At 37.6% G+C, this 26,242-nt stretch carries 26 protein-coding genes; 2 read left to right on the forward strand and 24 right to left on the reverse strand.

Annotated features, from left to right (window positions below; translation table 11 throughout):
• Position 1 precedes the first annotated feature (1 nt).
• The 17 genes from ABIB30_RS08065 to ABIB30_RS08145 all read right to left on the reverse strand — a co-directional run bounded on the left by ABIB30_RS08065 (position 2) and on the right by ABIB30_RS08145 (position 17,986).
• Complete coding sequence (locus ABIB30_RS08065; protein WP_354300884.1) at positions 2–937, reverse strand: CDP-alcohol phosphatidyltransferase family protein; 936 nt, start codon at positions 935–937, stop codon at positions 2–4.
• A complete protein-coding gene (locus ABIB30_RS08070; protein WP_354300886.1) occupies positions 924–1,796 on the reverse strand; it encodes a hypothetical protein in 873 nt (290 codons plus the stop codon). Before ABIB30_RS08070 ends, ABIB30_RS08065 begins: the two co-directional genes overlap by 14 nt.
• A 21-nt stretch (positions 1,797–1,817) precedes the next feature.
• Positions 1,818–2,528: a nucleotidyltransferase family protein gene (locus tag ABIB30_RS08075; protein ID WP_354300887.1), complete on the reverse strand. Its 711-nt coding sequence runs from the start codon at positions 2,526–2,528 to the stop codon at positions 1,818–1,820.
• Positions 2,529–2,750: 222 nt separating this feature from the next.
• Entirely contained in the window at positions 2,751–3,656 is a 906-nt protein-coding gene (locus tag ABIB30_RS08080; RefSeq protein ID WP_354300889.1) for a Vps62-related protein, read from the reverse strand.
• A gap of 159 nt (positions 3,657–3,815) precedes the next feature.
• A complete protein-coding gene (locus tag ABIB30_RS08085; RefSeq protein WP_354300891.1) occupies positions 3,816–4,313 on the reverse strand; it encodes a hypothetical protein in 498 nt (165 codons plus the stop codon).
• 483 nt (positions 4,314–4,796) lie between these two features.
• Positions 4,797–5,294, reverse strand: coding sequence for a hypothetical protein (locus ABIB30_RS08090; protein ID WP_354300893.1), 498 nt, complete (start codon positions 5,292–5,294; stop codon positions 4,797–4,799).
• A gap of 160 nt (positions 5,295–5,454) precedes the next feature.
• Positions 5,455–7,830 carry an outer membrane beta-barrel protein gene (locus tag ABIB30_RS08095; protein ID WP_354300895.1) on the reverse strand — a complete coding sequence of 792 codons (2,376 nt, stop codon included), beginning with the start codon at positions 7,828–7,830 and terminating at the stop codon, positions 5,455–5,457.
• A gap of 236 nt (positions 7,831–8,066) precedes the next feature.
• Positions 8,067–8,696 carry a sterol desaturase family protein gene (locus ABIB30_RS08100; RefSeq protein WP_354300897.1) on the reverse strand — a complete coding sequence of 210 codons (630 nt, stop codon included), beginning with the start codon at positions 8,694–8,696 and terminating at the stop codon, positions 8,067–8,069.
• Between the two features lie 29 nt (positions 8,697–8,725).
• Positions 8,726–9,298, reverse strand: a complete 573-nt coding sequence (locus ABIB30_RS08105) for a DUF4833 domain-containing protein (RefSeq protein ID WP_354300900.1) — start codon at positions 9,296–9,298, stop codon at positions 8,726–8,728.
• Positions 9,299–9,328: 30 nt separating this feature from the next.
• Complete coding sequence (locus tag ABIB30_RS08110) at positions 9,329–11,911, reverse strand: DUF5686 and carboxypeptidase-like regulatory domain-containing protein (protein WP_354300903.1); 2,583 nt, start codon at positions 11,909–11,911, stop codon at positions 9,329–9,331.
• Positions 11,912–12,085: 174 nt separating this feature from the next.
• Positions 12,086–13,075 carry an NAD-dependent epimerase/dehydratase family protein gene (locus ABIB30_RS08115; protein WP_354300905.1) on the reverse strand — a complete coding sequence of 330 codons (990 nt, stop codon included), beginning with the start codon at positions 13,073–13,075 and terminating at the stop codon, positions 12,086–12,088.
• Complete coding sequence (locus ABIB30_RS08120) at positions 13,072–13,236, reverse strand: hypothetical protein (protein ID WP_354300907.1); 165 nt, start codon at positions 13,234–13,236, stop codon at positions 13,072–13,074. The genes ABIB30_RS08115 and ABIB30_RS08120 overlap by 4 nt, the downstream gene beginning before the upstream one ends.
• 3 nt (positions 13,237–13,239) lie before the next feature.
• Positions 13,240–14,445, reverse strand: coding sequence for a serine palmitoyltransferase (spt, locus tag ABIB30_RS08125; protein WP_354300909.1), 1,206 nt, complete (start codon positions 14,443–14,445; stop codon positions 13,240–13,242).
• A gap of 267 nt (positions 14,446–14,712) precedes the next feature.
• Positions 14,713–15,330 (reverse strand): TetR/AcrR family transcriptional regulator, encoded by a 618-nt coding sequence (locus ABIB30_RS08130; protein WP_354300911.1) that lies wholly within the window; start codon positions 15,328–15,330, stop codon positions 14,713–14,715.
• Positions 15,331–15,475: 145 nt separating this feature from the next.
• A complete protein-coding gene (locus ABIB30_RS08135; protein ID WP_068396761.1) occupies positions 15,476–15,823 on the reverse strand; it encodes a helix-turn-helix domain-containing protein in 348 nt (115 codons plus the stop codon).
• 287 nt (positions 15,824–16,110) lie between these two features.
• Complete coding sequence (locus tag ABIB30_RS08140) at positions 16,111–17,439, reverse strand: hypothetical protein (RefSeq protein WP_354300914.1); 1,329 nt, start codon at positions 17,437–17,439, stop codon at positions 16,111–16,113.
• Positions 17,426–17,986 carry an RNA polymerase sigma factor gene (locus tag ABIB30_RS08145; RefSeq protein WP_068396757.1) on the reverse strand — a complete coding sequence of 187 codons (561 nt, stop codon included), beginning with the start codon at positions 17,984–17,986 and terminating at the stop codon, positions 17,426–17,428. Before ABIB30_RS08145 ends, ABIB30_RS08140 begins: the two co-directional genes overlap by 14 nt.
• A 281-nt stretch (positions 17,987–18,267) precedes the next feature.
• Between ABIB30_RS08145 and ABIB30_RS08150 the strand changes: the two genes are divergently transcribed.
• Positions 18,268–18,993: a DUF4397 domain-containing protein gene (locus ABIB30_RS08150; RefSeq protein ID WP_354300916.1), complete on the forward strand. Its 726-nt coding sequence runs from the start codon at positions 18,268–18,270 to the stop codon at positions 18,991–18,993.
• 69 nt (positions 18,994–19,062) lie between these two features.
• Here ABIB30_RS08150 and ABIB30_RS08155 read toward each other — a convergent pair whose 3' ends face one another.
• Complete coding sequence (locus ABIB30_RS08155; RefSeq protein WP_157287685.1) at positions 19,063–19,212, reverse strand: hypothetical protein; 150 nt, start codon at positions 19,210–19,212, stop codon at positions 19,063–19,065.
• A 144-nt stretch (positions 19,213–19,356) separates the two neighbouring features.
• Positions 19,357–20,775, reverse strand: coding sequence for a glycoside hydrolase family 125 protein (locus ABIB30_RS08160; RefSeq protein WP_354300919.1), 1,419 nt, complete (start codon positions 20,773–20,775; stop codon positions 19,357–19,359).
• A 193-nt stretch (positions 20,776–20,968) separates the two neighbouring features.
• On the opposite strand from ABIB30_RS08160, the gene ABIB30_RS08165 reads away from it, so the two are divergent.
• Positions 20,969–22,189, forward strand: coding sequence for a dicarboxylate/amino acid:cation symporter (locus ABIB30_RS08165; RefSeq protein WP_354300920.1), 1,221 nt, complete (start codon positions 20,969–20,971; stop codon positions 22,187–22,189).
• Here ABIB30_RS08165 and ABIB30_RS08170 read toward each other — a convergent pair.
• From ABIB30_RS08170 to cobT, 5 genes are all read right to left on the reverse strand, one after another.
• Positions 22,176–22,988 (reverse strand): hypothetical protein, encoded by an 813-nt coding sequence (locus ABIB30_RS08170; protein ID WP_354300922.1) that lies wholly within the window; start codon positions 22,986–22,988, stop codon positions 22,176–22,178. The genes ABIB30_RS08165 and ABIB30_RS08170 overlap by 14 nt on opposite strands.
• A 522-nt stretch (positions 22,989–23,510) precedes the next feature.
• On the reverse strand, positions 23,511–23,798 hold the full coding sequence (locus tag ABIB30_RS08175) for a hypothetical protein (RefSeq protein WP_354300924.1): 288 nt from the start codon (positions 23,796–23,798) through the stop codon (positions 23,511–23,513).
• A gap of 111 nt (positions 23,799–23,909) precedes the next feature.
• A complete protein-coding gene (gene cobC, locus ABIB30_RS08180; protein ID WP_354300926.1) occupies positions 23,910–24,431 on the reverse strand; it encodes an alpha-ribazole phosphatase family protein in 522 nt (173 codons plus the stop codon).
• Positions 24,416–25,213 carry an adenosylcobinamide-GDP ribazoletransferase gene (locus ABIB30_RS08185; protein ID WP_354300928.1) on the reverse strand — a complete coding sequence of 266 codons (798 nt, stop codon included), beginning with the start codon at positions 25,211–25,213 and terminating at the stop codon, positions 24,416–24,418. The genes cobC and ABIB30_RS08185 overlap by 16 nt, the downstream gene beginning before the upstream one ends.
• A complete protein-coding gene (gene cobT, locus ABIB30_RS08190) occupies positions 25,213–26,217 on the reverse strand; it encodes a nicotinate-nucleotide--dimethylbenzimidazole phosphoribosyltransferase (protein WP_354300929.1) in 1,005 nt (334 codons plus the stop codon). Before cobT ends, ABIB30_RS08185 begins: the two co-directional genes overlap by 1 nt.
• Positions 26,218–26,242 lie beyond the last annotated feature (25 nt).

A 26,242-nucleotide genomic window follows, 5' to 3' on the forward strand; every position in this document is an offset into this window, starting at 1 on the left:
TTTAAGCTTTAACCGACAGGCGTTCGTAAAACATGCGGCTTATTTTTTCCTGTCTGTTCACCATATAAATTAAGATCGAATTTAAAACGACCAGGTCAAATACGAAATAAACCCAGGTCTCATCCAGAAACAACCACAGAAACAAAAAGATTACCCTGGTATTGAACTGGATAATATTTGTGTACTTCATTAATGGTTTATTCAAGGTGCGGAACTCACTGACTAAATCTGCAGGTAATTCAGTTGTATATTTTTTCTTGACAAGCTTTAGAAATTTCTGCAGGTATGGAGAACATCTTTCCTGTAACTGGGTATAATTGATGTATCCCTTAGCAACTATCCGCAAAAACAGACTGGTCTGCTTAGCATCCCTGTTGTATTCATTTTGTAAATCGGTCGTATTGTCCAGCTCACTGCCCGATACCCCTTTGATAAAAAACAAATGCACATTACGGTAATAATCAGCCATAGCAGACTGGAATACATGGGAAACCCCTGCTCCAACTCCTAATACCCAAATCCAGGCCGGCCAGCCCTCATTCTGAAGGCGCAAACAAATCGCGATATGGATAGATGCAAACCAAAAGTCTCCGGCAAAACCATCAAGAATCCTTCCCAACCGACTTTTATTGTTTGTAATCCTGGCCAGCTGCCCATCGGCACTATCCAGAGAATTGGCAAATATTAACAAGCCCATCCCAATCACATTCAGCCATAAGCTTGGAAAATAGAACATAATCCCCGCCCCTACACCAAAAAAGATACTGATTATCGTCACAGTATTTGGAGTGATATTAAGCTTAGCACAAAATAGTGCAATCTGATAACCAATAGGGCGGTAAAAGTATATATCTATTTTCTCTTCTGTATCATTAGATTTCAGTGTATTCTCAAATGATACTTTTGACTGTTCTTCAGTCAGGTTAAATTCTTTCATCAACTTTTAATGTAAAATTTTCTATCAGACATTGTGCGATATATGGCGCAGCCTGTGCTCTGCATGGTGCAAAGCTTGGCCAGTCATTAAAGTCAATGATACGAAATGTACCATCTTTGCTCACAATGGCATCACCACCATAAACAAATATATTCAATGCTTCAGCAGCAGTATTAGCTACGGTTTTCAACAACTCCTGATCAAAGGGATAATGGAAAGTCTTTCCATTGGTTTGTTCATATTCAGCATATTTATGGTGATTATGATCATATGGATAAAACAGGTAGAAAAACTCACTTCCCCTGATACCATAAAACTTAACCAGGTCACCTAATAAATTCTGAGAAATCAGCGCATTAGGTATTCCCCTCAGACTAAATTCCTTTAAAATATATCTTCCCTGTTCTTCTGATTCCACATAAGTCACATCTTCTTTATGAATCGCATGGAAATCACCTCTTTTAATCCAGAAACCATCTCCGGGTAAATCCTGAAACAAATCTGCAGCAGGCTCGTCAGTTGAGGTAATTTTACTTTTAGGATAAGGTACATTTGCCTTGATCAGGGCATTTGTCATATTATTTCTAAAACAATTCTCAATACCAAATCCAGAATTTATCACAGTTTTTCCAGCGCTTTCCAGTACTTGCAATTTTAAGATCACATCCTTCTCTCTGGCCATTGTAAAAATGAATTCTTCCTTCACCTCTGGCATGGTCAGAAATTCATTTTCAGAACAAACCGTAACCTGGTAGCCCAGTTTTTCCAGTTCTGAAAGGGTAAGATTAAAAATTGCCTCATCGTTACCTATATGGTTAGGAGAAAATATGCTTCCCCTTTTAACCCCTAGCAGGGTCATTTTATTTATGTTCTCGTCCACTTATCTTTCTACCTCGCTTAAAAAGTGTTCAGCTTTCTCAATATCTGAAACATGATCAACATCCATAATTTTATTAAAACTATGCGCTCTTACCACAAGGTTATTTTGTATTAAAAGTCTTTGAAAATTCCTCATCCGGTGTAGTCCGCTATTAATTGCTACAGGAACCAGATCAAGTGCTTTTTTACGCAGGCAATAAATCCCACCAGAAACAAATGATTTTTCCTGAGTTGCATGGTCAGTAATTTGTTTGATTACATTGCTATTATCAAAATTAATATACAATGGACTTTCGTCATCAATGAATGACGTAACTGCTAACAGTCCATCATCGTTTTTGTTTGCTTTAAAATCTTCAATGTAATGCTGGAACTCTTCCTTTTCAAAAACTGAATCAGTTGTAGTCAGACATACTTCTTCTATATCTTTAAATTCTTCTAACAATTCATGAAAACTATGTAAAGAACTTTCCGTGGTTTTTGTAATAATTTTAAGCGGTACCGCTGAGACGTAATTCTTTAAATATTCTGCTAATTCAGAAGAATTTTCATTAATTATAATATAGATTACCTCCGCGTCGTTATTAATAAAAATTCTTATCAACCGGTCAATCAGCATTTCTCCATTGATTCTAACCATAGGCTTTAAACCTATGTAGCCTTCATTGGAAAGGCGGGAGCCTTCTCCTGCAGCGATTATTGCATATAACATAAAACTTATCGTATTTTTTATTTCTTCAAATTAAGACGCATAAAGTAAATTTAACCGAAAAAATTCAAATATTAAGAATCTCTCATTTACTATATATACAATTCAAAAACAGCACTTTAAATAAAATTTAAAGTGCTGAAATTTAAATTAACAGACGAAATTAGTAAAATAGTCAGGATTATGGAGTGTTAAGAAAATATTATGGCAATAATAAGACAGATTTTATTTGATTTTTTTGAACCACGGACCAAGTGGTCCGGTAGTAGCTGCCTGCTCTCCCACTTCGCCCCATGCACCAGCATAATCCTTCCAGGACTGACTTTCCAGATTAGAAACTTTAGTAGTGACCAACCATTCGTATCCGCCAGCCGAGGCATCGTCTGAATTAAGAATATGATACTTTCCCGGATGATTGTACATGGCATGTGTTCCCTTTGCACTATAAACATATAAGGTCTGGACACCATCAGTTGTGCTGATTTCGAGTGCACTTTTATCATAATACTTATCATCACCATGGGCACTCAGCCATGCGCCTTCAATACTGTCATTTAAAATATTCAATGTAACACTTTCCCAATCTCCCTGATGAGAAAAACTCAGCCCTGATACATTAGAATAATTGTAACCATAAAACAACCAGTATTGTAATCTTATATTGTCTGGCGTATAAAGAAAAGAGGAAATTTTCGCATTAGGATCATGATCCCCAGGCAAATTATCATCAGGTTCAAGGAAGACATTATAATCTCCTTTATTGTCATCTTTCGGCCTTCTGTTTCTGCCACTGCTTTCCAGCCCATACCCATTAATAACATTTACGGGAATATCATAATACTCACTGTTATGAGAATTATTTCTGACAAATTTATTTGAGTTTTTATTATACCCCTCATCAGAACCAGATCTTTCATGTCTGAAGCGGGATTTTTTTATAAAATCGAGAGGCTCCATCGGAAAATAATTCTCTGAAGGATGCAGCCTGACTACGATCCTGATTTTTGAAGGATCAACTCCGTTTACAGTAACACCAGCAACAGATTGAGACTTTAAAGTATTGGAAGGCTCTACACCCTTTTTGCATCCGCAGGCTAATAAGCACAGGGCTACTAAAATATTTACTTTCATTATTTATTATTTTTTTTGTCAAATGAACCCGACATGATTCATAGCTAATAGCTTGATTAAGTTAGAGGCTCTACAATGAATAATACAGCCAAAAAAAATGGTTTTTCAATTTTATCTGAAAAACCATTTTTAAAATATCCAGGAAATCAATCCCTGTTTCTATTGAATACGGATAGCAGAAACTTTTCCATCCAAACCATTTTTACGGACGTAAGTAACTTTCACATTGCTATCTTCATAATTTTTCTCAAAAGTATCCAGGTAATAACCAGTCACAGTAGTTTTGAATTGAATTACAGTATAATCGTCATTTGTTTTTCCATCAGGACTATCATAAACAGTAACAGTTCTACCTGCAGTACCGGAAAGCTTTCCAGATCTTGCTCTGTCATTTATTGAAGTAAATGAAGCAGTAGGATGAAGCAGAAAATCCTTCAGGTTAGCAATACCACCAAGCGCTATTGAATAATAAGGATTGTTTGCATTTGCCGGTTGAGTTGCAGCAATAGAGCCAAACACCCCGCATGGGTGAGAAACATCACCAAAATTGTTTTCATACAATTGGATTTCAGCAAACGCCTGTGCATTTGCAGCTTTACTAAATAGAGTACCACCAACAACAGCAACAGCAACGAATAATAATTTTTTAATTTTCATTTCTCTTTTTATTAGTAATTAAATATTGAACAATAAAACACATGTTTTAAGTAATTTAAAATTACATTAAATAATGTAAAACAACAATTAATTATAATAAATAATATCAAAAAATAATAAAAACATATCTCACTCAGCTTAAAAGCACATTATTTAATATTAATTAACAATAAATTAATCATAAATGATATAAAAAACACAATTAATCATATTAAACCCCGTAAAAGACTAAAACAGAACAAACAACCAAGTACAAATAAAAATAGTATTTAAAGATTTTGCAAATCTTTATTAATAACCAGAAGTTAATATTAAATAAATATTTCAGCAAAAAATATCAATTAAAACACAGCATTCAAATCAGTGATAATTTCAACCGTAATCTTAGAAAACAGCCAGGCCAAAAAAAAATCTCCTGCCTGGAATAGTCCAGCCTTAAGCCGAACTATTCCAGGCAGGAGATTAACCAGCCGGATACTTATTTTATTGTGTAATAATCAATGAAGACACTTTTCCATCCAGACCATTTTTACGATAATAAGTAACCTTTAAATTATCATCTTCATAATTGTTCTCAAATGAAGAAATATAAACGCCATTTGCAGCCGTTTTAACACGGATAACCGTGTAATCATCATTGGTTTTAGCATCAGGACTATCATAAACCGTAAATGTAACAGGACCATCTGAATAAATTTTAGCGGATCTCGCTCTATCATTCAAAGAAGAAGAATTGGTTACAAATTCATAAACCTTGTACTTTTTCAAATTAGCATGATACCCTATCCCTGCATTGTAATAAGAATTTTTATCCTTTCTGACCGTTGGGCCACTACCAAAGGTTCCGCTGGTATAAAGATCACTTACAGTTTCATAATTTTGTTCAAAAAGTACGATACTGTAATTACCCTGAGCCTTAGCCGAACGGCTAAAAAGTGTCACGCACATCACTGTGGCAAAAATAAATAAGATTTTTTTCATGTGGTATAATTTTAGTTTAAAATAATTTACATTCCTAAAGACCAGCCTTAAAAACAACTTAAGATTACAAAACACAAACTTAAAATCAAATTTAAATCTTTAATAAGCAATTCATATTTACATAAAAAATACAAAAGTCAAAATAAATAACATTTAATAATTACTTTTTAGCAAATTTATTCAAACTATAATGTATTGAAAAGATAAAATAACGGGTAATAATTACTGATTTTTCATCAATTGTTGAATTGCCCGCAAAGGATCTGATGGAATTATTATTTTGATTCAGTAAATCAGAAATTTGCAGACCGACTGTACCCTTGTTATTCGAAAACAACTTCCGCTCTAAGCCCAGGTTAATGATCAGGGGATTTCCGGCCATAATATTTGTATAACCAGAATTAACTCTTTTCAAGGCATTTGCAAATGCTTTATACTGATTAAAGGACACTCCCCCGGACAGGTTAAACTGGAATGTCCGGATATTGAGATTTTGATCAGGAAACATAGCAAAATGGTTGGAAGTATTAGTAAACATAGCAGATGCCTGTATATTAAATTGCTGTGCATCTATATTGCCGCTTACAGACTGAGAGACTGTAAGAACTTTATTCCGGTTAATCAGCCCATCAGTAAGTGTAACTAAATTGTTGTAGGCTACTTGCCCATTGACAGCTATGCGAGCCGGTAAACCTGCTAATTTCAATGGGATAGTATAGGAGTAGTTTGGTGCAACTGAATAGGATCCATTTAAATTAACATAGCTGGTCTGCTGTTTGATCAGACCAGAAGAATCTGTAAAAAGTGTTTTGTCTAAACTTATCATATTCCTTCTGATAGTATAGTTTACAGACAACAGAAAAGACCGGCCATTCTTAGCTTGATTTCGAAAAACAAGCTCATTGGTATGATTAAATGAAGGCTTTAAAGCCGGATTACCGACTATTCTGTTTTGAATATCCGAATCATCCGTATTGAGCTGTAATTGTAGTACAGAAGGAGGTGTCCCCTGCCCGGTATAGGTAAATTTAACAGAATTCCTGCTGTTAAATAAGTAGTTAAAACTGGCTGCCGGATAAACCTGATTAACTTTAGTGGACAGCATCTCTGCTATTTTCTCTTGTTGATTCTCCAGCAGGTTCCGGTTAAAATTTACACCAGCCACAAAATCCATTCTTTCTCCGGAATAGTTATAACTCAAACTATAAAGCTGAGTATTTGTCCAGACCATACTACGATTACTCATGGAGTCTAAATTGATGATCCTTTGATCAACACCAATTTTCCCCGTTTTGAAATTTGAGCTAAGATTTGATATTTCAGTTGAAAAATTAAACTGTAAACTGCTATGTTCATTTAAAGGTTCCCGAAAATCCAGACTAAATGCCTTTTTATGCTCCACTGAGTTTTCATCAATCAATAAATTGATAACCGAATCTCTTCCTGCATCCCCGGGAAAAAGATAATCCCGCAGCGTATTCAATGTTTCACTTCCCTGTTTCCCCTGATCTCTTTGTACCGACCCCTGGAAAGACAAAGACCTTCCTTCCTTTTTAAAACGATGATCGATAGAGAAATCGGCCTGATAAGAACTGGAATGATGAGCTGACCTGCTATTTGAACTCAGATCCTGATTAATTATCCCTGTTTGACTACTCACTTTATCCATATTTAAATGCGAATCAGAAAAAGATAAAGATGGAGAAATTCTTATTTCTGTTTCTTCGGCGGGATTATAAATCAGGGATGAATTAACCAGGTGTTGTCGTGTTTTATTTTCGGATTTAGCAGTACTGGAATTGAGAATCTCACCCGATGGAGTAACAGTTTTCACAAAAGAACTGTTACTGGAATTATTACCTCGCTGATCAAACCTGTAATTTGAAGTAATTTTAACTTTATCACTGAATTTATCATTATATACCGTACTGAAACTACTTGAATTATCTACGCCAAGCGAATTCTTTGCATAGTTTAAATTCGTGTTTAAAGAAATCTGTTTGTCATCCAGCCAATAATTTCCACCCGCATCCAGCCCAGCTTTTGAATTGTTACCCGCATTCACTCCGGCAACCCCGAATTTGCCGCTGTTAATACCGTTTTTGGTCACGATATTTATCATCTTCTGCGGACTCTTTGTCCTGATTCCTGTAAAAGCGGCATGGTCACCATAATCTTCGATTAGCTGGATCTTGGAAACTATCCCCACAGGGAGCCTGCGGATAAACTCCTTTACATTTCCGGTAAAGAAGTCTTTACCATTCACTCTTAATTTATAAACTTCTTTATTTTCATGCCTTAAACTACCATCCTGCCCTATTTCCATATTGGGCAAACGCTTAAGCAATTCTTCGACCATTAAACTGGAGTCCACCCCATAATATGCCGCATCATATTCAATAGTATCTTTTTTAATGATAACAGGCTGCCGCTTACGGACAATATTGACTTCCTTTAAATTGACACTACCTGAATCAGTTTTAGAAACCTGGGCATTTGACCTGACCGTTAACAGCAGCAAAAAAAGCAGGAACATCGAAAAACACCATCTCAACATAAATCAAACAGGAATTCAGGTAACTAAAAGTCCAATATAGGAATACATAAATGAAATTCTTTTAAACAACAGATATATTTTCATCAATTAAAATTATATTAAATGACAACAAAAGAAACTTATTCACAAAAACAAAGCTTAAATACATAAAAAAAGCCCTCTGACAAGAAATATCAGAGGGCTTTTTCAGGTAAGTCCGGTTTTAAACCACCTCGTTAAGTATTCACTTTTTTATCAAAATCTGAACCTAAAACTTTATCCCATAATGCTGAGCTCACCCCGTAACCCTTAGTTGAATCAGAATAATGATGCAGCATATGGTGCTGTTTCAATTTCTTCCAGAAAGGATTTTTAAAGTTAGCATGATGCAAAGCATAATGTGCCATATCATAAACCAGGTATCCAATTAAGAAGCCCGCAAAGAAGGCATATATAGTTCCTGCAGGAAGCAGATATAAAAACAAGTAATAAAGTCCCACTGCCATAGGAATACTCGCTGACGGAGGCATTACCAATCGTTTGGCATCATTTGGATAATCATGATGAACACCATGAAAAATAAAATGTATTCTCTTTCCTATATTCGATTTAGGGTAAAAATGAAAAATATAACGGTGCAGAATATATTCAGCAATAGTCCAGATAAATAATCCCAGCGCGCCCCATCCAATAAAGCTGAAGAAATTCATGTGTACTTCAGTAAAAGCAAGCCAGCACAAGTAACCAATAACCGGAATATAAACAATCAGGGGCACGTAAAAATGAACTTTTGATAAGCTCTCTAAAAATCCGCTTTTGAACATTCTGATAGAATCAGAAGAATTCGAAATGAAATTTTTCTTCATGGCAATATAATTAAGAGTATTATTTTTTTTTAAATTTTGATTCGTTCAGTAATAACCGCGTTGTTTGAAGTATTAATGCCTTTGATCTCGACGTACTTCACATTAGGTAACCAGAACGATCCACCTTCTATTCGCAAAAATATGCGTTCTATTTGGATTTTCTTATTATTAACTGTCACATAAACATGATATTTTTTATCTTCCTCAGATTTCACCAGGTACATAGGTAATTTCTTATGGGAAACAAAACGTAATTCATACTGATCTTTACCGATTGCTTTACTTCCTATACCGTAGGCAAATTTGCGCTGAACATAGCCTAATTCTTTTTTCTCGCCATTCTCTTCATAACGAATCCAGTACACAAGAATAGGCTCATCTTTATTGACCTGTCCTTTAGCATCTGCATTCAGTTCACAAATAATAGTATTGGTATTTGGATCACGCTGCAAATAGAACAGCTGATTGCTGATTCCTTTAGGTACCGGAAACTTCAGCGGCGAAGGGTTACTTTGATCCTGAGTTTGTGAGAAAGCAGTAGCAAAGCTACCTAAAGCTATGGCTGCTGACAGAAAAAACAAACGGAACGATAATGCTTTCATGATAAATATATTTGACTATTTCTTTTTTTTTTAAAAATCGAACTTAACTCTCGCCCGGATACCCCATTCAGATACACCCGGATTATCCAGGTAATTAAATCTTCTTACCATATCCACACGTAATAATTTAAAGATATTACCTACCCCTACACTTCCCTCAATATAAGGTGTACTGCTTAAGGCGTTAGTGGTCGCTACACCCTGCTCATTTTTAGGGAACTGGAACAGTGATGGATTCATATTTGGATTATTTTCATTCCTCAATCCACCATACAATGCTTTGAATGAAACCAGCTCTCTGAATTTCAATTTTTTAAGCAACGGTATTTTATTAAAGAAGAACCCATTGAAATTATGATCGATCATGATACTTGCATAGTGATCACTGACAAATTCAAGGAAGTTCATTAAATTGTAGGACATCAATTGATAAGCATAAGTCTGGTTGGCTCTGTGAATAGTCAATAAAGGGAAAGGAACCTTTCCTAGTATATATCCACCCTCTACAGTCACATCCGTATAGCCGAATTGCGACAGGTAGAATCTCTTATCGATACTGGCTACGAAATTGTGATAGTTGTACTGACCGCCCAATACGCCTTTCAAGCCTGCAGTATAGCGCAGATTGAAAATAGGGTATTTATCAATAATTGGTGTTCTGTATACTTTTCCCTGGTAAAACTTCTCATAAGGCGCATAACGTAAATTTACAGTCAGCTCGGTCGTATTGATTTTATCAATAGGGGTAATTACATTGTCCGCATTAAAGCTATTAAATCCTAATGATCCTGCTGGTCTTTGTGTCCATTTACGGAAACTCAATCCATAAGAAAAATGGTTTTCAAATTCCTTTGTATAGTCGATCTTATAAATATCATTATAAGTCATCATATTATTTTCCCCGCGTTTGAAGGACAGCAAGAAGTTATCTTCCTGTACAAACTGAAGTTCCTGTCCCGGAATTTTGGTGTCCCTCTGGAAACTTGCGCGAACAAAGTTCTGCGGGAACGCATAAATTGACTTATTGTTTATAGAATAAGTTCCACTCAGGAAATACTTCCACTTTTCATCTTTAAAACCATAAGCTCCATAAGTTTCAAAATAGATTCTTTTACTTAATGCAGGAGTGGTACGGCCACCCAGACGTAAACGGAAACCCTCTACACTGTTGAAACTATAAAAAGTATTAACTGGTCCCATTTCAAATGGCCCAAAATCTTTATAACCGGCAAAGAATAAGGTTACAATATCCATAGTCCTTTTAAAGGATGGGATCGTTTGTAAAGTATCAATATTCTTATAAATTTTCAGATTAGCACCTACTAAAGTATCATTTTGTCTCTGACTATCCCAGAACTGTTCTGAACGTAATCCGGCCTGTGCATTAACCACTAAAGCTGCACCTCTGTAAACAGAGTCCGGTTGAGGGTTATTGATCTTGTAATTGTTAAACTTGACCGTACGCTGCCCGGTAAAACCTCCGCCCTTATTCTTATTGATACCAAAATCGATAATCAGATTTGTCTTAGACAAATGATATCTGCCATCCGGATTTTTATCAAAATCAAGCTTAGCTTCCAATGCTCTGACGAAGTTAAGATTGATATTTTTATTCACCGTCAGGAATGCATCCTGAACCGCATAATTACCGTCCATTGTGATGTAGATCTTACCTTCAAACAAAAGATCCGAATTGTTCCTTGGAATAAAAGAAAGCTCAATCAACTGAGGACTATGTGTTTTTATAGTATCAGTAATAAAAAACTTATAGAAAGTGGGTGCTGAGTCAGCAATCGGACTCAAAAACTGGTTACTCACTATAGAAATATTACTATCATAAATATTAATATCCGCATACATTCTTTCGAAATACTTACTCAGACCCTCGGTGTCAATAAATTTACTATCATAATTCACGTGCTTATCACCAGTGATGATTGTCTTTTTCTTATCCGGAGACTTCTGCAGGTAAATCTGTGAAACCTTTTCTTCCATAAAAACCGGAAGCGTTAACTTACCACCAATCTTAGTAGAATCCTGTTTTTCAAAAAGGAACTGATAGTTTTTGAAAATACGTTTGTTCTGGAATTTTTCAGACAGATTACTTAGAGAAAACAGCATTTGCTCATATTGCTGATATTCTACGTGATCATAGTTCTTATTCTGATTCTTAGCTTTATTTTCAATTACTTTTCTGATCAGCTCCACTGCAGGGTTATTTTTATTTCTGTAAGCAGGCCTTTTGTTAGAACTGATGACCACTTCCGTCAATTTTTGAGATTCCGACTGCAGCTTTACATTAACCACTTGTGTTTCCCCTGGCTTAATAATCACATAAGATGTCTTATAACCTACATAGCTAATTTGTAACTGTGTATGAGCTTCACTGGTTGAAATGGTATACTTACCATCCACATCCGTTTTAGTGATGATCCCTGTGCCTTTAAACAGCACTGTGGCATAAGGTACCGGATCTTTATCCGTTGCATCAGACACTGTACCTGTGATCACGGTACGAGAAGCGGGTGCAGTCTGCTGAGCCGCAGATTTAAATGCAAAAAATGGCATTACCAAAGCACAGATCAGTATGATTTTTTTTAGGTGTGGTTTCATAATTATATAAGAGCAAATTTCAAAAAAAATACCTGCGGACGGACTAATGCAGTAAAAAAGTCAATAATTAGAGCAAAAAAAAGATCCATTTTATATTCCACAAACACCTTCATATCAACAAATAACAATTTAAAACTAATATTATAAATATTTCTATTTAACTAACGCAGCTATTTATAGCCACTTATTATTCTTGTACCAATTTACTGTTTCTACTAATCCTTTTTCCAGATTATAAACAGGTTTAAATCCAAAATCTTTTTGGAGTCTTTCAATACTGCATGCCCAGTTGATGGCAGTCAGCTCATTCATTTTTTCTTTATTCAGTGTAGGCGCATTCGCAGAATTTTTATAAATACGTTCCATAAGTGCTGCCAGTGCAGCAACTGCCGGAACAGGAAGGTGAAACTTCCACGTCTTTTTCTGCAATGCCTTCTTTACCCCTTCTGCTAAGGCGTATCTATCATAGATACCACCATCAGACACATTATACTGTTTGTTTGTTACATCAGAGAATAGTGCCTCTACAATAATTCTGGCGAGATCTTTCACGTAGATGAAACTGATCTGCTGTTTAAAACTACCAATATGCGGTTCCAGTCCTTTATTTATAGTTTGCAGTAAAATAAAAATATCTTTTTCTCTGGGTCCGTAAACTGCTGTAGGACGTATAACCAGTAGCGGTAATCCCTTGATTTCTGCAAGGTATTGTTCCGCCAGTAGTTTACTTGCGCCATAATTAGTGACAGGATGAGCCGGAGAATTGTCTTCAATCAGACCAGCCAGATCTGTTAAAGGACCCAGCGCTGCAAGACTGCTTACAAAAATGAATTTCTCCAGGTTAATATCTGCCGCAATTGCTGCTAAAGCAAGATTTTGAGTATATACTGCATTGACGGTATTGTATTCTTCCTGGGTTTTAGCCTTGGTAATACCAGAAGCATGTATGATGTAACTGTATTGTTTTTCTGCTAACTCTTTTTGAAGTGAATCGATATCACTGAAATCAGGATGCGTAAATTGTATATCAAAATCCTGAAGATGTTTAATATGACTAGTTGGTCTTACGGCCGCAAAAACTTCTAAATCAGAAGCAATGGCTGCAGCAATCAAGTGGTATCCAACGAAACCACTTGCACCAGTTATCAATACACGCTTTTTCATATCGCTTTTTCAAATAACTGCAAATAAGAAGTAAGATCATTTTTAACAGACCGCTGCCCAAAACAGGGCTTGTAAAAGCTAAGCATACACTCCTGAACTACAAATAACCCAGGAGTATAACTAAAATCCTTTTTGCCATTACGGGCAACGCTCTGTTTCATAGCTTAGATACTAACCTTAACCGGGGTTAGCTGAACCTCTTTAAAAGCAGCATAAAGTTTGTCTACCGCTTCCTCAATCTGAGCAAAGGTATGTGTAGCCATCAGAGAGAATCTGATCAGAGATGAATCCGAAGGTACAGCTGGTGAAACAACAGGATTAACAAATATCCCGTTCCTGTGCAAAATATTGGTGATCAGGAAAGTTTTATCGTTATCCCTGATATAAACAGGTATGATTGGACTATCAGTATGACCGATATCAAATCCCGCATCTAAAAGTAGTTTTTTTGCATAGTTCGTGTTATCCCAAAGTTTATCAATACGTTCTGGTTCTGACTCTATAATATCCAATGCAGCAATTACACTTGCAACTGCAGATGGTGGCATACTTGCACTGAACATCAATGAACGTGCTCTGTGTTTAATATACTCTATTGTTTCTTCTGTCCCTGCAATAAATCCGCCTAATGAAGCCAGTGATTTACTGAAAGTCCCCATAATCAGATCTACATCGTTGGTCAGATTAAAGTGAGAAGCCACCCCTGAGCCGTTAAAGCCGATAACGCCCAGACTATGTGCGTCATCCATCATGATATTCGCTCCAAATTCATCTGCAAGCTGTACAATCTCAGGAAGTTTAACAATGTCACCTTCCATACTGAAAATACCATCTGCAACAATCAGTTTTGCAGAATCTTCAGGTAATCTGCTTAATTTCTTACGCAGATCGTCCATATCATTGTGTGCATACTTTATTGTACGGGAAAATGACAGACGGCTACCGTCAATGATAGAAGCATGGTCATATTCGTCCAGAATAAGGTAATCGTTTCTTTCCAGTAAGCAGGAAATAACCCCAAGGTTAACCTGGAAGCCAGTACTGAATAATACAGCAGCCTCTTTACCTACATACGCAGCTAATCTTCTTTCCAGTTCCAGATGGATATCCAGTGTTCCGTTCAGAAACCTTGATCCGGCACAACCAGTACCGTATTTATCAACAGCAAGTTTTGCAGCTTCTTTAATCTTCGGATGGTTAGTTAGCCCCAGATAAGAATTTGACCCAAACATCAAAACTTTTTTCCCTTCAATGATGACCTCAGTGTCTTGTGCCGACTCTATCGATCTGAAATAAGGGTATAATCCTTTTTCCTTAATTGCATTTGCATCTTTAAATGCTGCAATCCTATCGCCCAATTTTTTACGCATGCCTGAATTGTATAATGTTTACTTCAGATAGATTCATAATTTATTTTATTCATACACAGCCTAATACAAAAAATACCGCAATGAAACATGATCTAATATATTAAAAATATGTTAATTTTAAGATAGACAAAAGTAAATTATTCTTAGACCATAACCGTATTTTAGTCTATAATATTATTGTCAAATAAATAATCCCACCTTTTATATCTTATTTTATTGTTTAAATCTTCCTTATATTTCCCGTTAAAACAAGTAATATTCTTCAGATTAATTGCTCTCTGTCTTCTTTTTTAAAGCATCCTTACCTATCCCTGTAATTAGCATATCGATCATTTCATCAAAATATTCATGTGTCCGCTGCTCAGAAAGCTCTATGGATAAAGGGAAATGCAATCCACGAAAAACTGTGACCATTACGAAAGAAATCTTATTCATTCTTTCCAATGTCATTTCTTTAAATTCGCCAGACTGGCTTCCTCCAAGGAGGATTTCCGTAATCATATCTATCTGAATCTGTTCATATCTGGATTTGATACAAATCAGCATTCTCATGCTATCAACAACATCATCAAACAATACCTCTCTAAAGCTATGAAAACCTATTATAGAGGTGATTTGTGCTTGTAAATAAGCCTTTAGTTTTTCTTTGGCCGTTAATGAAACGTTGACAGCTTCGCGGATCCGCTTCACTACATTTTTCATTTCATCTTCAACAACGGCCTCGAAAATCTCAATTTTACTTGGAAAATAATAATAGAGCGTACTCTTTCCTTTACCAGCCGCAGTCGCTATCTCTTCCATGGTTGTTTTTTTCAACCCATGTTTGCCGAATAGTTTCTTTGCTCCTGATAATATCTCCTCTATTACAATCTCATCCTTTTCCATTCAAAACTGCTAATAAATAATTAGACCGAAATTCAATTATGGTCCAAAAGTATTGTAAATATTTCATTCCGCAATCTTTCCATATCAAATCCGACATTGAAATGATAATGATATTAAATTAATAAATGGCTAAAAGATTGTATACTTATTTAGACTGCCCCGGTTTAGCCCGAAGATCTTCTTTATCATAAAGATCAATCAGCTTGCTCTGTAAACGGATTACACTTGTTTCAAGTTCCATTACTTTTTGTTTTAAGCGCTCATTTTCTTCCCCTACCTCGCTTTTATCGTCCTCTCCAGTATTCAATAATTGTCTGATATCCAAACCATGTACTTTTGCAATCTGATGAATCCTGCTAAAGTTTGGATCAGTAATGCCTGTTTCCAATTTTGAGTATGCAGGAATAGATACTTTTAATAACTCGGCCATAGTTTTTTGGTTAAGACCTCTTTTTTGACGGAGAATTTTGAATTTCTGTCCCAGTGTTTTCATTGTATATTATTTAAATCGTGAGTTTGTTTTGAAATAAAATTAGAAATTATTTAACATAATATTTACATCATTAAGTTATTTTTTAAGCTAAAACATTATAGTATATTACAAATAATGATAAATAAATACATTTCCCAGAAAAAAGACGATGATTTTCGCGAATTTCTTAAAAGAACTGACTGACAAGCAAAACATATTGCTTTAACAATTAGAAAAGTCAGACAGGCAAATGCACTGTGCGCAACACGTCAAACATCAGGCCATAAAATAGATAATTCCGAAAATTATCAAAATGACAGTTGAAATTTGATACCACTATTTGTTAAATTTAAATCTTCTGAAGAAAGCTTACCAACCGGGATTTTAACAAACGGCTCGATGCGGACTTTGTATTTATTAAAGATATTTTGCTGACGGCCAACAGAAAAATTAAAATATCCGATATAACTGTTCCCCTTTAAATGTCTTTCTACAGTAGGTTCCTCTACATGTTCAACGGATACCGCCTTAAAAGTTGAAGGGCCACCAGTCTGAAAATCATAGCCATTCAAATCTACCTGAGCAGTCTGCTCAAAAGTATTGTTTCTTTTTTCGCTAAGTACACTGAAAAAAGAGACACCTGCACTCGTATAAAAATTCTTATTCAGTTTATATACCAGCGCAATTGGAATATCTATAGCTTTCAGATTCGCATCAACACCAACCAGTTTTTTCTCAGAAAATGTACTGATACCTGCTCCACTGTTCCCTTGTCCCGGAACCTCTCCCGCAGCCTGCATCTGGAGATATGAAATTCCGGAGCTTAACGAGAACTTATCAGAAAGCCGGTAAGCAGTAGTTACCCCGCCCCCGATATTCATCCGGTCACTGGTTGCAGTTGGCATTACCTGTAATCCGAAATCCCAGTCAGATCCTTTTTGTTCTTTAGTTTTCAAAACTTTACCTGCGTTCTTTGATTCAGCCAGCAGGAATTCTGCCGTTGTTAATTTTTCATGAGGAGTACGGCTGGCCGTATCTTGAGCACCTGTCTTCGGAAAGGCCTGAACTCTTTCTTTATAATGCGCATATTCCTGCGTCTTTTTTTGCTGTTGCAAACTTAATTCCTGCTGTAACTGCAAAGACTGTATTTTTCCGGAAGAAACCGTGTCCGGAGCCTGTTGATGCCTGATTTCAGAAACTATACCACCAGTACCTTCCTGAAGAAACACACCGGAACGACTTCTGCTGTTCAAAGCCATCCTGTCTGCAGATTGAACAACCGCTGGTGACTGGCCGGCGTTAACCAGGTCTTCTGCAGATATTGCTGCCTTACTGCCAGCTCCGGCAGCCACTTTCTCCGTTACCTTTGGCACAACCTGCCCCTGTACCTCTGTAATAACCTTCTTTATTACAACTACTTGCGCAGTTTTTTCCTGGCGTAACTGATTAAATACAAAAGGCAATACAGATGCCATCAATACAAATACTGCTGCAATTCTGATCCAATTTGCAGCAAACGGGTACTTCTTCTTTTTAACCTTCGAAAATGACTCCCATTCTCCCGGCACATAGGTTTCCTGATAATCTTCGAAAAGATCAGCAATCTCCTTTATCAGTTCTTTCTTAGGATATTCCATCAGTAATTTCAATGCTTTTTTTATAGAGTTCCCTTAACTTTTGCTTTGCCCGGGTAAGATAAGTCCGGCTCGAGCTGACCGGGATCGTTAACAATGAAGCTATTTCATCATGACTGAAACCTTCAATCTCATAAAGATTAAAAACAGTACGGTGTAAATCAGGAATCCCATGCAGGAGCTTCAGGATATCTTCAGCAAAAAGCTTCTCTTCTACTTCCACATACCCCACTGTACCTTCTTCATATTCATCTACATAGCTCAGCACAGATTTGCTGGCCCTGATTCTGTCCAGTGCAGTACGAACCGTTATTTTGGCCAGCCAGGCCTTAAAAGTTTTTTGAAAATCTATTAGATTGTGGTCATGCCTGAAGTCATACATTGTTTTAAATGCCTTCATAAAACTATCATTTACCACCTCCTTAGCAGCGTTTCTATCTTTAAAATAACGTGTCGATATACCCATCAGATAACCCCAGTAGTGGACATAAATACGTTCTTGTATACGCTCATCACGCGCACCAAGACCCGCAATGATCTCCTGGAACATTGTATTTTTATTATCCACGCTTCGCTAAACCTAATAATTCAATATATATATTATTCCCTGCCTGAACGCAGATTGCAACCATCTCCATTAATTTAACAGAACCGGATTAACAGCATAAACGTAGCTCGCCGGCATAACGCTACAGCAACATTCAATAAATTTATAAATATCGGCTTTTTCTTCCATTTTCAATATTTATCCAAAAACGTTGTAGCGTTTTCTAATCCGGCTACGTTTTACCTCCAAAAACACATAATAAATCTTATCAAAACATTTAAGACATGAAATTTAATCTTACTTCATTTTCGAAAAACATCAAAAGAACTTTAGTCCTTACTGCAATTACTGGTGCTGTTCTTTCTTTCAATGCTTGTAAAAAAGATACGCCTATCCAGCAGGACCGTTCAGCATTATCGATTACAAATGCTTCACCGCTTAATGATTCTATCGATTTTATTCTGAACAACAGAAAAGTAAGCTCAGCTTCTTTACCTTATGGAAAGACTTATAACTATTTTACGCTGATTTCAGGAAAACAATTAGGAGCTTTAGCAAAAGCAGGTTCGGTAGAAACTTTTTACCGTGCTAATTTTGACCTGGCTACCAACCAGTATCACTCGCTTTACATCACTAGTCAGACCATCAACAAAGCTGACAGCTCTGCTTTCCTTGTGATTAAGGATGACTTTACTGCACCAGCTGCTGGTCAGGGTAAAATACGTTTTATCAATCTTTCTTCAAATTCACCAGCTTATGACCTGGTTATTGATGGCGATACGACTTCGTTCAAAAACAGAGCTTTCAAAGAATATACAGTGTTTAAAAACCTTAAGCCAGCTAAATACAAAGTATCATTGGTTAATCCGACTACCAAAGCAGTTGCTGCTACCCTTGCAGATGTGGAAATTATAGCCGGAAACTTTTACACTATCTATGCTAAAGGTTTACTGGGAGCAACAGTTCCAGCGAAACAATTAAGCATCACTTCAAGCCTTCACAGGTTCTAAGTACAACTAAATACAACAGTATTCAATAGTGATATAAAACCATCTGAGCTTAGGCACAGGTGGTTTTTTTTACCGGCTTCCCTGACGTAAAATAAATGCACCCAGCATCAATGCCACCGCGACACCAGATATACCTGGGAACAGAATAAAAAGATAAAGTATAGCACTGATCCCTGCAACAGCAAGAATAAATAGCAACCCTTTTAAAGGAGTTTCCATTTTAAAAGCAGCTATAAATGTAAATAAGTAAAACGTGGCAGCGAGTATCGGTAAGAACATTTACAAATATGCCAACCTAATGTTAAGTTAATGTTAAGCATTCTTCATAATTTCATTTCGATGACAATATAGAACCTCTATAAGCTAAACCAATAAATAAGGTCGTTCCTGATAGGTTTTCCATAAAAACTCTGCAAACAAACTATTTGCCCTGGCGTAAGGAGAGCCGGTGAACTGTTTAGGATTATCCGGATCAAATGACTCATGCAGCACGCCTGTGTCTCCATGACATTTCTGCAGCATTTTCAGACAAAGCTTAATTTCTTCGTCATCAGTACTGGTCAACCCTCTGGAAACAATACTCATTGGCCAGATCATATGTTTGGTAATACGCGGGCTTCCTATCCCTTCGGCCAGACTTCCTTTATAAAAAAACGGATTATCATCAGAATGCACCATTTTCCTTGTATTCAGATATACCGGATCCGTCATAGATAAAGCACCCAGGTAAGGTAAAGCAAGCAAACTGGGTACATTTGCATCATCCATCAGGTTATAACTTCCCATTCCGTTCACTTCATAAGCATAGACTTTACCATAGGTGGCATGCTCTATAACGGCATACTTTTGCAGGGCCAGTCTCACTTCCAGTGCAAGTGCTTCCATTTCCTTAGCCAATGACTCATCGGCTTTAATCACCCTGAATAATTCAGCAGCCTGACGCAAACTTACTACTGCGAAGAAATTTGAAGGAACCAGGAAAGAAAAAACCGTCGCATCTTCACTCGGTCTGAAAGCAGAACAAATTAGCCCGACTGATTTTACCGGATAACCAAAACCTTCCATTGGCAAACTATCAGTTGCCCATAAAGTGGTACGCTGAAAATGATAAGGCCCGGAATTTTCCTTACGTTGCTGTTCTTTAAAAGTCTTCAGAATAGTTTTAATTGCATCCTGCCATTTGGCATCAAAAAAACTGGTGTCTTTAGTCTGCTGCCAATATCTGTAAGACAAGCGGATAGGATAACACAGCGAATCAAGTTCCCATTTACGCTCGTGCACACCCGGCAGCATTGTAGTCAGGTCATCTTTCATAGATCCCACCTTTAACGGATCATTATAAAAAGAACTGGCATATGGATCTTTAAGAATATAAGACATCTGTCTGTTGATGACCCCACCAACCAGATTCCTTAAGCCCTTATCCCGTTTTAAAAACGGCAAATAGGTCCACATATGGACACTGCTGTCTCTCAGCCACATGGCATCTACATCTCCGGTATTTAAAAACGTATCCGGCTTACCGCTCAATTCACTGTAAGTAACCAGGTTGTCCAGCGCATTTGGAAAGCAATTATTGAATAACCAGCCAAGCTCTTTATTTTTCACCTTATCTGTGAACTCTGTAATCGCATTTTCAACCGCCCTGCTTGTAAAACGACGTAGCTCTATTGATTTTCTTACAATTGGAAACCCAGGATCAGCGGCAAATGACAACATTTTTCCCGATACCAGGGCAGCAGTTAAAAGTCCTGCCTTCTGTACAAATGATCTTCTTTTCATTAATTATCTATCAAATTCACTCCGCGTCTGTAAAAATTCAGGCGCTTCCAGGTTAAAAGCATCAAACAAGCTGCCAATATTATATATTTTTTTTAGATATCGGTGCCTCTTTGTATTTATATTACGAGCAAGCACAGTATAATGTCTAGTATTTTAATAGTTATTTCATCTCAATAACAGCTATATTAGCACTATGAACAGCTTCTATAAAAGTTATAAAGGGATAATCTGGCTGATAGCTGGTATCATGGCCGGGAGTTTGGCCGGATTAATATTTGGCGACCGCGTTAAAGTCTTAAAACCCATAGGAGAAATATTTCTTAATCTTTTATTTACTGCTGTAATCCCGCTGGTTTTTTTTTCTATTTCATCAGCTATTGGTGGCCTGAAGGAAACTAATAAGCTCAGTAAAATGATGGCAGTGATGGTGTTGGTATTTCTATCGACCGTCCTGATTTCAGCCTCTTTAACCATCATGGCAGTCAGGATTTTCCCCGTTCATGAGCACATGACTAATACCCCGCTCACAGAAACCATAGTTAAAAAACCTTTTGGTGACCAGATTACACAACTATTGACCACCAGCGAATTCTTTGAATTGTTATCCAGAAAAAGTATGCTGGCAATGATTATATTCTCTGTACTGACCGGCTTTGCAACCTTACGCTCTGGCTCCTATGGAGCGGCCTTTTCCAATTTCCTGAATGCGGGAAATGAAGTTTTCAAAAATGTATTTATTATTATCATGAAACTGGCCCCCTTAGGCCTTGGAGCTTATTTCGCCTACCAGGTGGGTGTTTTTGGCCCCCAGTTATTTGGGACTTATGCCAGGTCCCTCGGACTCTATTACGGAACCGGAGCCTTTTACTTTGTAGTTATCTTTACCCTTTACGCCTTCGTGGCCGGAGGTATGAAAGGTATTAAAAAGTACTGGAACAATAATATTATCCCATCGGCCACCGCAATAGGTACCTGCAGCAGTATTGCCAATATACCTGCCAATTTAGACGCTGCAGACAAAATAGGTATTCCCTCGTATATAGCCAATGTGACAATCCCGCTTGGAGCAACCCTGCACAAAGACGGATCAAGTATTTCATCTATTATCAAAATGGCTGTTGTATTCGCCATGTTTGGCAAAGGCTTCGACAATATAGAAACGATAACCATAGCTTTAGGAATGACTGTGCTGGTTAGTATTGTTGAAGGGGGTATTCCAAATGGAGGTTATGTAGGTGAATTATTATTCATTTCCGCTTATGGCTTTCCTCCTGAAGCATTACCACCGGCGATGATCATCGGAACATTAGTAGATCCGATGGCCACCTTATTAAATTCTACCGGCGACACCGTAGCGGCCATGTTAGTTGCGCGTTTTACGGAAGGAAAAAATTGGCTGACTACAAAGGCATAAAGCCATTCTCAATGTTGTCATCATGTAAACCAATTACAGAATAGTGTCTTGGCAGATACCAGGTAACGGTTTGCATCATATTTCTATAGTGAGTTTCTGTCTCAAAACGATCAGGTGTAATATTAAAAGCTAAATCCTGCTTTAATTCATCACCTACTGTACGGGCCATTAACAAAACTTTAGGCCCTTCGATACCATTCAGTTCAAAAAAATCTTTCAGAAGTTTTCTTGTTTCTGTTGGAAGAATAGTTTCCGCAGGTTGTCCGACCATAATTTCTTCCCCCTCAGCCACAACTTCTTCTGTATTACTGCTTATACTGAACTGGCTGTCTTCGGCCGTAAAGAAACTGCCATTGAGATGATAATTCAAAAGATCTCCATAAGAAAGCACCCAGTCCGGCTGTCCTTCTCCAGGATTAATTACCACGCCATATCCTCTTTCCAGCAGGAAATCAGTAATCATTCTTTCAATATAAAATGACTGATATTCTTCACCAGGCTCAGGAACAAATAATTGAAAATAAGGGAACCCATCAGGCCCGGCTATAATTTGTGGCGTTCCGCAACGTAAGCTGGCCAACGGCAGATCAGCTAAAAACCGGCCTACCCATTCCTCATCCCTATGCTCCATTGGCACCGCTAAAAGTACAGAGAGCATCTGTGTTTTTTCTAAATCTCCAAGATACTCCTGAGGTACCTGTTGTTTTCCTGCACCGGCAACTGACTCACTTTTAACCGTTTTTCCAGTTTCCGTTTCCTTTGCTGTCTCAGTCTTTTTGAAAATATCGAATAATCCCATGTAATATAAAATTGCTAACCCGTCCGGTGTATCCTTCAAGCGCAACCCAAATTTAGCAAAATATAGATAAATAGGGTGCTAATTGTACATATTGTGTCAATATCTCAGTTTTTACTTTTTTAAAACGAACTAAAAACCAGATAACCAAGCGAATAATCCGCTTAAAAAATGCCATTCAGAATTTCATTGTTTTTGAGAACCGCTTTTGAGTATTAGCGTGTAATCGGTGAGCTAAAGAATGGGACCAGCAAGTATTAGCAGCTCCTTTGATGAATCTGGATGGCCTAAGCAATTTACGAACAAACTAATCGGCAAACCAGGGTCAGCTGTCTCAAAAAAGAAGCCTAGAAACAACTGATTACGACATGAAAAACGACTGCAACAGGTTACACATAAGTCTCTGCCAGTAAGGACGGTAGCCACACCTTGTTCAGACATCATTCAAACACCTTTCAGACCCCACTTCAAACTATATTCAATTCCTGCCGAACATAGACTTAATCAATCGGCAGCTATGAAAATCTATTTTTCCTCCAACATTCTGCAACCCATCTTTCCTCCAACATTCTGCACCCAATCCTTCCTCCAACTTTCTGCAACCAATCCTTCCTCCAACATTCTGCAACCAATTTTTCCTCCAACATTCTGCAACCAATCCTTCCTCCAACTTTCTGCACCCAATCCTTCCTCCAACTTTCTGCAACCAATCCTTCCTTCAACTTTCTGCACCCAATCTTTTCTCCAACATTCTGCAACCAATCCTTCCTCCAACTTTCTGCACCCAATCTTTTCTCCCAACCAATAACCCACAACCAGTTTTGGAGAAAGAAAAAAAAGACAGAGACTAAATGTGAAGGCCTGAAACTCGAGCCGTTCCGGCGTAGAGTTTAGCCGAACATTAGTTTCTGTCTTTTTTTATCTTTAGACGATAACCCTAAACACTTCTCCCATTCCAATCTTCAAACTAAAAGAATCTTTTAAAGCAATTTGACGATAATGTGCCAGAATGATGCGGATTACCCCGCCATGAGTCACTATCCCGACCTGCCGGAAAGGCTGCAGTAAAATTTCCTCCAGAAATGATAAAACCCGATGCTCCATCTGGAGCATAGTCTCTCCATTAGGTGGTGCCAGATTCACAAAATCTTCCATCCAGGTACTACATTCCACCCGATCAATCGTATCCCAGGTATCCCCTTCCCAGTCTCCGAAATTTAATTCATATAAAGCTTCATTTTGCACATAAGCTGCAGAAATTTCAGCAGCAAGTACCTGACACCTGAAAGAAGGACTTGAATACACCTTATCCAGATCAGCTGGAATTCTCTGCAGTACCAAATCTTTCTCCTGTTCAAAACTTGCAGCAAGCGGAACATTCATGCGGCCATAAATCAGTCCTTTCGCAATTAAAGGGGTGGTATGCCGGATCAGATAAACTTCCATATCAGAATATAAGACAAGTAAACTGTCACTTCAGTAAGCTGCTGTACAGCACCAAGGCAGTCGCCAGTATAACCACCAATCCATTTCTTAAAATAAGCACCCAGATAAAAACTAAAAAGCAAAACAGGAATTACGGTCAATAACAAAAAAGGCTGCGCCAGATAAACAGTTAACCCAACCAGCGGAATCAGCGTAAAAACACCAGCAATAAGCAGGTTGATCAATTTTCCTTTAGCAACAGCACCACTCGCTTTACTTTCTTCTATACGCGCATAATTATGGTTAAAAACCAATGTGATAGCTGCAAATCTGCTTAGGGCATGTGCGACTATAAATAACCCGGCTATGGTCATCATATTTGCATCAATAAAGGTTTCGGTAAATAGCTGTATTAGCGCAGCAAATTTAAGTCCCAATAACAAGATCAGTCCAACTACACCATAAGTGCCCAGACGGCTGTCTTTCATGATGGTCAGAATTTTCTCTTTTGCCCATCCACCTCCAAAACCATCACATACATCTGCAAAACCATCCTCGTGAAAAGCTCCGGTTAGCAAAATGGAAGCGACCATGGCCAGTAAAATTGCAACAGCTTCACCAAACAGGTAAGTTGCACCAACAAATACAGCGGCTGTAAACAGCCCGATAATCCAGCCTACAACGGGTAAATACCGGATCGAATCTGGTAAATTATGCGCATTATCCTGATGTACATAAGCTGGTCCTGGTAGTCTGGAATAAAAAGATAAGGCTGTAAAAAAAAGTTTCAGTTCTTGATTCATCAGGATTTATTGGAAATCGCCGCACTTTGAAAACTAGCCATTTCATTTAAAAAGTTCACTGCACTTTTGAGCAGCGGATAAGCCAGAGCGCAGCCAGTTCCCTCTCCTAAACGAAGGTGAAGACTTAACAAAGGTTTTGCCTCCAGGTATGCCAATAATAAACGATGTCCTTTTTCTTCTGACTCATGACAGAAAACAGCATTTTTTTTGATACTTTGATCTATACGATAGGCACAAAGATAGGCTGCTGTTGCAATGAACCCATCCACCATGATCACCATCTTTCTTTTTCCCGCAGCTAATATAGCTCCGGTCATTTCCATCAGTTCAAATCCGCCGAAATGTGCCATCAACTTGAAAATGTCATGATCTCCTTTATAGTTTGCAACTGCTTGTTCCAGAATCTGCTGCTTTTTAAGCAGTTGTTCGTCATTTAATCCTGTACCTCTGCCAATACAATCTGAGAGGGGCAAATCACACAGTAAACTCATCAGTACCGCAGCACTGGAAGTATTTCCTATCCCCATCTCTCCGAAACCAATCACATTACATCCTTTTGCGACGATTTCGGCAACTACAGCTTCACCTTTTAATAAACAAAGTTCTGCCTGAAAAGTAGTCATTGCCGGGCCATGTAAAAACGAAGCGGTTCCTTTGGCAATTTTGCCATCGCCCAATGGCAATCCATCTTCAAAATCACAGTTCACTCCCGCATCTATTACCTGCAGACGAATATCATGTTGTTTACAAAAAACATTGATTGCAGCTCCGCCGTTTAAAAAATTAAGCACCATTTGCCGGGTCACTTCCTGGGGGAAAGCACTGACACCTTCTTTAGCAATCCCATGATCTGCAGCAAAAACAACCAGGTGAGGATGCGTTAACCGCGGGCTCGTTGTTCCTAATATTTCTCCTATTTGTAAAGCGAGATCTTCCAGTACGCCCAAAGACCCCGGAGGTTTTGTCTTATTATCTATTAATGTTTTTAAATCTTCAGTGATCATATATTCTTATCAATTGGCAATTCTT

Origin of the sequence: Pedobacter sp. UYP1 (genome assembly GCF_040547305.1) — a bacterium.
In the GTDB taxonomy this organism is placed as follows: Bacteria; Bacteroidota; Bacteroidia; order Sphingobacteriales; family Sphingobacteriaceae; genus Pedobacter.